This window comes from Winslowiella sp. 2C04 (genome assembly GCF_050037805.1).
GTDB classification, from domain to species: Bacteria; Pseudomonadota; Gammaproteobacteria; order Enterobacterales; family Enterobacteriaceae; genus Erwinia; species Erwinia toletana_A.
In genome coordinates, this window is record NZ_CP188300.1 from 2,148,785 (window position 1) to 2,159,569 (window position 10,785).

2 protein-coding genes are annotated in these 10,785 nt (G+C 48.1%); both read left to right on the top strand.

Going from position 1 to position 10,785, the window contains the following annotated elements:
• Positions 1–250 precede the first annotated feature (250 nt).
• Complete coding sequence (locus ACP3TC_RS09605) at positions 251–4,984, top strand: hypothetical protein (protein ID WP_426818085.1); 4,734 nt, start codon at positions 251–253, stop codon at positions 4,982–4,984.
• Positions 4,985–5,061: 77 nt separating this feature from the next.
• Positions 5,062–10,737, top strand: a complete 5,676-nt coding sequence (locus ACP3TC_RS09610) for a hypothetical protein (protein WP_426818086.1) — start codon at positions 5,062–5,064, stop codon at positions 10,735–10,737.
• Positions 10,738–10,785: the final 48 nt, after the last annotated feature.

A 10,785-nucleotide genomic window follows, 5' to 3' on the forward strand; every position in this document is an offset into this window, starting at 1 on the left:
GGCCAGAAGTACCACTGTCCCGGATACTGAATCGCGCGCCCCGGTGGCAAATGGGCAACTGCGGTCTGAATCCGATCCCGCTTGCGGCTTCTCTGCTGAGGGCTGGAGCCACAATAGCGTGCTGAATAACCCGGCAGCAGAAAAATCAAATCTGCTGCTTAACGTTCAGACCTGCTATGAGCTGGTAAAACGGGAAGCACAGCCGGCTAATTTTGCCGTCGGTTGTGCCGTACTCAGCGAGAACGTTACGGTGGTTCATCCCGACTTTAGTGCGGCGCAGTTTAGCCGAACGCTGGCGACAGACAGTAACGGCGAACTGTATTCACGTCTGCAAATAGAATGTGGGGAGTCGCCGTTAACAGTTGATGGTGCAGCCATCCCGGGGGAAAGGCTAAGGCCGCTGGCAATGAATCCGCTGGCAGGCGCGGGCGATATACTGATGCCGTTTACTGCAGATGAAAAAGAGCTGCCAGAGTCGCAGAGGGATCAGGTGGTCTCTTATGTGATTAACAGTAGCCTTGACCTGCTCAGTTATCCGAATCGCCTTTCTGAACAATCGCTGAAAGTTAAGCCGCTGGATGAGAATAACACCGTTGATACTGTTTTATTACGTGCCGGTGAAATGACGGCTGATATTCCACTCAAGCCGGGATTATTTAATCATTTATTACATCAGCAGATTCAGCAGCGAGAAACCTTACTTTCGACAGCGGATCAGTGGGGGGCTGGCTGGCCATTCGCTGGCGTGAAAGCGAGCCCTGTCAGAGCGTTACCTGCAATCACTGGGCGACAGCAGAACAGCTCTGCTGACGTCTCGGTGAACGATTTTATGGACTCGTTATACTTCAAATATCCGCAGCAATTAGAAAACTATTCAAAGGTCATCGTCACGTTAAATCAGACCAGCTCAGTTATGGATGAAGAAGTGCCACTAAAGCAGGCACTGGAGATGATGCAGGAAAAGGAGCAAGGCGTAAAGTTAACGCTAAATTCTCACCCTGGCTGGAGCAGCTCCTTTGAAAGTGATGTGAGAACATTTATTTCAGGTAAGTTTATTCACGATTTTGACCTGAATAAAATCATGGAATGGGACAGCCCAACAAATAAGCAGGCTGTCTGGTTGCTGGGGCGAGGGATAGCTAAAAAAGGGGTAGAGAAAGTTGCTGATATCATCACTAAGATGACCTCGCCAGTTTGGGATGTTAATGTGTGGGTTAATGATAGAATTAATACATTTTTAAAAGAAAACAGTGTGGATATCAGCAAAATAAACGGTAACACCACGGTAATGGCCGGTGTCTGGTTGCCATCCAATCATGGTGCTTATCATATGCCTATGTTGCATCCAAGTTTTGACGGCACCTGGCAGCCAATAGGTAATTATACGTTACGGCAAATTTTTATCCGCGAACATTTACGCAATGATAATCACTTTTTACAGGATAGCATATCATTACGCTACCCAGTTGAAATTGATCAGTCGCTACAGACTAAAATTAAGCAGTCTGATTTGCAATCGGATTATATCGAGGATCTTAAACAGGTCCTTTCTGGTGGTGATGTAAAAATAGGTATGCTTATATTATTCAGAACCATGCTGGAGAAAGCGGTAGATAAATTTTTCGCTAAATTTACAGAGAAAAAATACCCGCTGAATCTCACAAAGTTGCGAGAGTCAGCGGTGAATGGACGCTTTTGTCAGATGCAATGGAATGGTTATAAGCTGCATAATCTGGTGTTTATGCCGGAAGAAAATGAAACTAAAGGCGTGATTATTTCATTATGGGATGAGAAGTGTTGGGTGGTCTCGATAGATCCACTCAGCACTCTCTCTCTTTATGGTGACGGAAAAGTGAAAGATCTGCTGGACGCGATTAATCGAGGCGTCTCGATTGGCACACGAGTAAAATCTGCAGTCGCAGAGATAGTAGATAATCAGATCGTGATTAACACATCAGGAAAATATATCGTAGAGTTTAACGCTAAGGTTTTCGTTAAAAAATACTGGCAGCCTGCTACCGTTGACAGAGCAATATTATCTCTGACCAGCAGAGAATGGATAGAGAAAGAATTACTGATTAATTTCATTACGACGTTAAAAGATGATATGAATTACCTGGTCAAATCCCCCGGAGAGTATCAGCGTGATACTGCCATTGAGGTGCTGAATACTATTGCGACTCTGATAGGGCTGTTTAACATACCCTTTACCATCACCACTGCAACCGGATCCGGATATATGGCGACAAAATTATTTAACGCCATCACCAGCTGGAAGACCAGCTTAGCGTTAACCTCAACCTTTTCAATATTCCCTAATCTGGTGCGGGCGAATACAGCCGATCGCCCTGACGATGCGGCAAAATCCTATATTGATGCTCTGCTCAGCCTGATGGGTGAAGGTGCAGGCCACCTGATCAGTAAATACGGTCTCAGACAGATTGCCGGACTGTTTTACCAGGGGGGGAAGCTGGTAAAACTGGCATTCAATCAGCTTCCTGATGAGATATTAAGCCGAATATCACAGCATGCGAATGACTATTTCGCTCTTTACAGGAAAAATATATTACAGGTTGATGAACTATCATCTGCGGTCACCAAAATTGGCGAAAAGTATAATGTGCCATTTGTGGATGCCAAAGCACCCGCACCAATAATAGATATGACGGTGGAGTTTATTAGTTTTACTGCTTTTTTTAAGGCGTATGCGGTAAATATTTCCAGGCTGTCTGATCTTTTTACCGATGCGGCAAAAATCCCTGAAATCGCCTGGCTCTATTTTCAAAATAAAGGATTTCAGGTGTTATTCGGTGGGGTCGTGCGATGGGATAATCTTATTGATGCCAGCCCAAAAATCCACTATATCGTGCGAGTCAAATCCCAGCCTCCTGAGGTTAATTCAGGCTTTGTGGAAACCGAAGATGTTATTGTTGATTTCTCTTCTGGTCGGTTTGCTCCAGACGATGCTAAAGGCGAGTCAATTTCTGGCGAAAAAAAGTGGTTAATGACCTTTAGCGAATTAAGCCAGAATCGCGATAAAGCCATCAGCATTGAATGGTTTGATAATCCGCAGCAAGCAGTGAGTTATTACAAGAAGCTCCAGAATGCCAATAAGATGAATATTGCGCATTTTGCCAATGCAATGGAAGTCAGGCCTGAGTGGTATAACCATGCACTGAAGCGCAGGGCGCTGCTCGAAATTGAGACCCGACAGGCGGCGATGCTGGAAGAAATTTATAAGATAGAGAATGAGATCGAGTTACCTGATTTAAACGAATTAACCCGCGACACGGCAAGCCTCAGGCTCGGTACGCTGTTTGCACAAGGAACCCTACCGGCGTTTGATGCATTAAGTAAAAAAATAAACGTATTGCTGACCAGGCCAATCAGTAAACAGGTAGTGGCCTTACCGGAAGGAGAGTATTTTCTGATCGGTGCCGAGTTGCGCGGCATCAGGAGTGATCATCAAGGAAATGTCACGCTGATTAATTATTCCGCGCCGGCCAGGCAGATAATTAATAATCTGACCCAAACCTATGCGCCCGCCGAAATTCTTAAAGCAGGACAGGCGGCAGTAAACAGCAGTTTATATGCATCAAGACTGGATGAGTTACTCATGCATCAGGAAACAGACAGCGATATGTCATTGCCTAAGAAGCGTTATCATGAGCTAAATAAAAGTTCAGAGTGGTTTGGGCAGAAAGTTAATGATATTCGTGTGCCGCTTATTATGGCGGTTAACAGCACAACAATTGGTATGGCAGAAACGGAAAAAGAACATCAGGTAGCCAATGTCATCCCAGCGGAATCGATTAAATTTGTGCTGGCTCCCGACGATTTAAATCATTTGGTTCGGGATATTCTGCTGTCAGTCCGAAAGAAGCCCATTCCGGTCAGATCGCTGTTGATAGAAGACTCTGTACCCTTACAGCAAATGCTTGCTCAGGCGGAAGCTTATGTGCTTTTCCCCACTGAAGACACCACTCTTAACACCATTAAGGGCTATGAGCAGCAGCCGTGGATGCCAGTTATCAATTTACATGCCAGCACGCAGTTTATTAGTTATGCCACCGCAAAAATATTGCGGGAACAGACTCGCCGCGACAGCTATCGACATTTCCTCGGCGGCTACGGCAAGGAGGTAACCAGCTATAGCGATATTTCCGCCGCAGAACCCGGTGCGCGCATTGCAATTTTTGATGCGGAACTGGGGCCGGGGGAACCGCCATTGTCACATGCCATGATGATGGTTAAGGATGCGGCGGCAGTCGGCGTGAATAACCAGTTGATTGGTGGTCTGCCGGGCTGGGAGAAAATCTGGCTGGGTACGCTTAACTGGATTCAGGATAAGCAACTCGGCTTTGTAATCGAGGCGGATGGCCATAAATATCGTATGCGCATCCAGCAATCAACGCACCAGCCGGAAATTACAGCGCCTGAAATCATCCCGGAGATAAATATCTATACCCGGCGCGTGCTGGAAATTGCGAGGAATTATGCGTCGTCTGCGGGGGCTCATGATGCAAAAAACGCAGGAATGGGTGAGCCATCATGGTTTGCCATAATCCGGCTGTATGCATTGGCAGGGGCGATAAATCTGACCAGAATGCACCAGTTATTGAATACAATTCGTCCTGATGATTATCAATCCTTACTTGGTGATACGCCGCAGCTTGCCCGAAGTTTAACGGAATTAGTTAATGCTGATGCCGGATCGCTACTGTTGTTTACCGAGCAATCAGCCGGTCAGATTAAAGGAAAGCCTGCAATGGTTCATGCCATGATGATGAACGCCAATGGCATAGCAACAGGGATGAATAACCAGGTTATTGGCCAGCAGCCGGGATGGCAGAATATCGACCTTGCTGCTCTTAAATACGATCCGGACAACCGCTATGGACTGGTGTTGCTGGCCGGAAATCGCCGATTTAACTGCATCATCAGTCCGCTTTCTGGCAATAAGTTACTGGGTATGAATGGTTAGTTAATTGTCCCGTTCTATTGCAGCGCGATCTGCTCATGGCATCAGAGGATGATCGCCAACCGTCAAGGATGACCATTATGAAATTAAATTTTTCTCATTCAGAAAGTATTGTGGCGGCCTCAGCGATGCATGCCAACAACAGTGTGGCTCAGGGCAGGTTGATTGGCTCACTGAAAGCGATCATTAATTTGTCGTACGCCCTGTTTCGTACCGCGCCGGAACATGATTATTCGCGCGCGTTTGCAGAAGCCAGGCAAGATTTTACTCAGCCGCAGCGGGATGCCGGCGAGTTTATTGCCAGCATTCGCCGTCGGCTACAACAGCCGGAAGCGCTGCAACTGATGCGCCAGCAGCCTGAAGATCGCTCCTTTGATGGTATCAAACAATGGTTGCCGACCGTTGTGATGCCATTACTGAGCGAAAACCAGCTGCGCAAACTGGCTTGTCTGGCGTTGAATATCAACCCGCAAAGGTTTAGCCCGGCATTTTTTGTCAGTCTGGAGATGACCCATCCCGCGCTGTATAACCTGCTGGTGGATGAAATCAATCAGGCTGCCGCAGCACAGCAGACCAGCGTCGCCATGCGTGCCATTCCGCAGCTGCTCAGGCTCCGGGTGGTCAGTGATAATCTCCGTTCTCTTCATCCGCTGTTACCCACGGTAGTCTGGGCAGCACAGATACTGTGGCAAATCAGCAGGCAGGGAATAATGTCGGCGCTGGATACCGAATTAAGACTGCAACTGCATAAGTGGCTGTCCTCTTTTGACGGGAGTTCTCCCGGTCAGCATCCCGGCAGGCTGGCACTGTCGGACCAAAACCTGTACAGCCTGCTAAATAACTGGGTGGAGCGGCGGCTGAGTGACGATCGTCAGCGGCTGCCGGAGTCGGGCAGAAGCGCAGCGGATTACAGGGAAATGCCGCCAGAGGAGGCTGAAAGTCGTCAATTGCTGGTGGCTGCTGAGGGATGGGTGAGCAACAGTGAGCTGAACGTGGCGGGAAATGAGTGTGCTGAGCTACTGGTAAAGGTAAAAACCTGCCATGAAATGCTGAAACTCCACACTGCACCGGTCAATTTTGCTACAGGCTGCCCGGTTCCGAGGCTTAATCATTCAGTTCCGCAGCAGAATAGTGAAGTTGCCAGTACTCAATTTGCCTACTCAGTGACGCAGGATAGTCGTGGCCAGCTGTTTGAACGTCTGCAAATTGAAACTGGCCCACAACCTTTTATGCTGTCGGGTGTGAGCATTCCGGACCATCAGCCACGTGCGCGCGCGGTGAATGAGCTGGCCGGGCCGGATGATGTACTGATGTTGCTTCCGTCTGAACAGCAGCAGCAGGACAATGAAGATATCAGTCAGCTTTACTCTGGATTAAAGCGCTGGACAGAACATCAGCTTAGCTTGCCTGATGGAATAGCAGACCGGGTCCGGTCGGTTAAGAATCCGGTATTTTATCGCCCGGGCGAAAGAGAGGTGGCAATTCCCTTACAAGCTGGTTTTTTTAACCAGCTATTACACAAGATGGCGCATCCGCACCACGTAATCCCCGAGGTTGGCGCGAATGCCTGGCCCTTGCCTGGTGCTGCCGGCCAATTTTTTGGCATGGTAACGCTTCCCGCCATTATCAGTAAGCCGAACGCTGGGTCTGTGGCGATAACGGCAGAAGATTTTTATCAGTCACTGTTGTTCAAATATCGCGAGGAGTTAATTAACTATCCTGACGTGACCGTGACGCTTAATCATCATGGCGATATCAGCGATCAACTGATGCCGCTGTTACGTGCTTTACAAATGATCACCGAACCACACCGCGACGTACCGCATCTGACGCTGAACTATCATCCGGACTGGAGTGCTTCGCTGCGTACCGAAGTGGAGAACTTTGCCTCGGGTGCGCTGCTGGCGGATATCGATCCACAAGAACCGATGATCTGGGAAAGTGCTGAAAATCAGTATGCTGCCTGGTTAATTGGCGTCGGGCTGGCGAGAAAAAGCCTCGATAAAATGGATGAGGTGATCAATAAGTTGCGGTCGCCGGTCTGGGATGTTCGCAGCTGGATTAATGATAAAATTAATCAGATCGTTATTGACGGCGGCGGTGATATTCGCAAGGTTAACGGTACTACCCCAATCGGCGTCGGCGTCAGGCTGCCTGTTAATCAGGGCAGGCAGTATCTGCCGCTGCCTGTTTTATCCGGGCAATGGTTTAAAGTCGGCGACTATACGCTACTGGATATTTTTACGCGGGAATATTTACGCGGAAATTATCGCTATGAGAGTCTGGAGTTTAAATTTCCTGCCAATATTAGTGACAGCCTTAAAAAGAGTATACTGAATACTGATTTACAATCGAAATATATTACTGAACTGACACAGGTGCTTTCGGAAGGCGATGTTAAAGCTGGAATGCTTAGGTTGTTCAGGATTATGTTTGAGCGAGCAGTTGAAAGCTGGAGCTTAAAAACTAAAGCCATAAAAAGTTACTTTGATGAGAGTAAGATTCGCGCAGCCATTCTGAATGATCGGGTATTTCAGATTGAGTGGCATGGTCACAGGTTGAATAATATGCTTTTTATTCCCGCGGAAGAAGGAAGTGTTAGTCAGGGTGTGATTATTTCACTGTGGAATGAAAATTCCTGGGAGGTGAATATTGATTTGGCCGGAAATCTCTCTTTTTTTGATAAAAGCAAAGCAGAAGATTTTATTGACGTGGTTTATAAGAGTATGTCAGTTAAGGGGCGGCGCGAGTGCCCCAGTGCAAATATCAGGAATAATCAGATTGAAATCAATCATTCAGGCTACTTTAAACTTGAATTTGTCGGTAAGACCTGGGTAAAAAAAACATGGGTAGAACCAAGCACTGACAAGTCGATAGTGTCGCTCAATATCCCGCAAGGTGGCATCGAGGTAGAACTCCTTAAATCCTTTGTCTATACCCTGCGTGCAGATATGGATTACCTGATCAAATCTGATGCCGAGCACTTCAGAGACAGCACCATTGAAGTCCTCAATACGGTAGCATTGATGATTGGATTATACGTGATGCCAAATGCGGCTATACCGCTTAAGGGAATCAGTGAGTCAGCGGCCAAACTGGCGACCGCGGTAACTAACTGGAAAACCAGCTTAGTGCAGTCGGCTTCCTTAACAATATTTCCCAACCTGGTTAAAGGATTCACCGCTGACCGACGTGTAGAGGCGCAAAAGGCCTACCTGAACGCTGCGCTGGGTCTGATCGGTGAGGGAGGAAGTTATCTGATTGCACAGCACTGCCCAAAAGTATTGGTAAGTTTATTCAAGCAGGGCAACAGAATGATTAAAATTCACGTTGACCAGTTACCAGGGATTGTTTCAGATAAGATACTGCAATATACAAAAAACACCTTCAGTATTTATAATTCCGCGATGTGCCGTATTTTTGGTGTGCCTTTACCTGATAACGTCTCACGACCACAGTATCCGCAATTGCTGCGAAAAGCGAAATCCCCGGCACCGATCGAAATGATTCGAAAGGTGATTGAAGGCTTTCCTGATTTTTTAAATAATCACCACAGACAGTTATTTACCGGTAAAAATCTGTTTACCAATCTGGTTATGATGCCGGGTATTCTGATGGAGTACCTGCAAAGTAATCACTATCAGGTTGAAATTGGCGAGATATTAGTATGGGGAAGCCTGAGTGACGGTCGACCAGTAAATCACTATCCACTTAAAGTTATTTCCGCGCCGGTTGGTGGTGCGCATTCCGCTCATCCCGTCGAAAACAGCATCATTGAATTTACGATTTCGCATTATAAACCGGGTGATACTGAGCAAATCATCATCACTGCTGAAGAGCAGTGGTTGGCTCGGGCGCAGTTCAAAGATAAAGCCGTCAGCATCGTCTGGTACAGCACGCTGGAGCAGGTCAAAGAACGCTATCGGGTAACCATTCACTCACGACAGCTGGCCCTCTCTTCTTTCCCGGACTCAATGGCGTTATGTCCCGAATGGCGTCATCAGCTAATAAAACAGAGTGCATTAGAGGAGATTGAAAAGCTGCAAGAAAAAGTAAGGAAAGAAATTTATCTGCTGGAAACCCTGATTAATGTTTACGGATTTAACCCCGAGACGCTGAGTCTGCGGCTTGGGCAGCGTTTTGTTGTTGGTACGCTGCCGACGTTTGATGAGATGGGTGAAAAGCTGCGCCTGTTGGCTGAGAATCCTGTTGCTATGCAGCCGGTCCCGTTACCTGAAGGTGACTATCTGCTGATAGGCTGCGATCTGCGCGGCATTAGTGATATTGCCAATGGCACTGTCACACTGACCGACTTTGGTGCACCAGCAGCACTGATAAAGCAGCAGAGGCTACAGGGATATTTACCCCGGCAGGTGCTTGAGGCCGGAATGGCGGCGGAAACCAGCCAACTGTATGCCTACCGTGTGGATGAATTTCTGGTGCATCGCAATCGGACGGATATCGCCCTGCCGGAACAGCGGTTGGCGCTGCTGGAGGCGGCAACTGACTCGCTGGGTAAGGAAGTCAAATATGCTCACGTCCCGTTGATTATTGCGGTGGATAAAACGCGGTTAGCCGATGATTCCACCATAGTAAATAATCAAATCAATGCCACTCTGCCGCTGGAAGCGCTGCTGTTTGTTATTGCACCGCAGGATCTCCTCAGACCGGTCAGGCAGATTCTGAGCACGCTGCGTGCCGCCCCGATTCCGGTTAGCGCGCTACTGATTGAATATTCGCCGAAATTGCTAAAAGCCATTGCGCTGGCAGAAAGTTATGCCTTGCTCCCGGGCTTTGAAGATGCGCGGCTGGCGATGGAAAAAGACAGCCTGCGTCCGTGGATGGCGATTGTTAATTTGCAGGCCAGTAGCGGGTTTATCGATCATATGCAGTTGAAGGTGTTGCGGCAGCAGGTTCGGGCGGAAGATTACCGATTATTTCTGGCAAAAAATCCCCGGCGGGTAAAGAGTCTTGATGATATCCGTAAGGCACAACCCGGCGCGCGTTGCATCTTTAGCGAGATGCAGGCAGGGCCAGGCGAACCGCCGTTGTCACATGCCATGATGATGCTGAGAGAGGGGGCGGCGGTAGGAGCCGATAATCAGATTATTGGCGGCAAGCCTGGCTGGCAAAAAATGTATCTGACGACGCTGAACTGGATTGAGGATGCGCAATACGGTTTTGTACTCGAATTTAACGGCGCGAAATTCAGGATGCTGATTCAGACCTCACTGGAACAGCCGGTTGCGCCATTATCTCCGCCGGGAGAGGGGCTGGATACCGCCATCAGGCGGGTCATCTCCCTGGCGGAAAATCATATAGACAACCCTGACATTGCGGATAATTTAAAGGTTTACTGGGGAGAATTAGTAAAACTGTATCAGGAGGCAGAACTTCTCGATAAAAATACCGCCAGTCTGATTATGCACAGCACCAGCGAAGATAACTTCGAGTTATTCCTCGGTCAGTATCCGCAACTCGCCCGCAGTCTGTCAGAGCTATTTGAGGCGGTTCCCGGCTCCCGCATTGCCTTTACGGAAAAGACCGCTGCCGGTAAACATAAATTAGTTCATGCCATGATTATGACCTACGGCGGATTTGCCGCCGGCGTTAACAATCAGGTTTTAGGCGGTGATGCAGGGTGGAATAAAATCCACCTGGCTGCGCTGCAGTACAGCAATGATACCCGGCTGGGCCTGGTGTTGGAGGCAGGAAGCCGCCGTTTCAATTGCATCATTATTCCTCCGTGGAGCTAAGGCTAACCGGTCGAATTAAAGGATGTACCTGGAGCGTTACCCCTTGTA

Coding starts and splice junctions, on each gene's coding strand:
- ACP3TC_RS09610 (WP_426818086.1), top strand. CDS start 5,062: ATGAAATTAAATTTTTCTCATTCAGAAAGTATTGTGGCGGCCTCAGCG.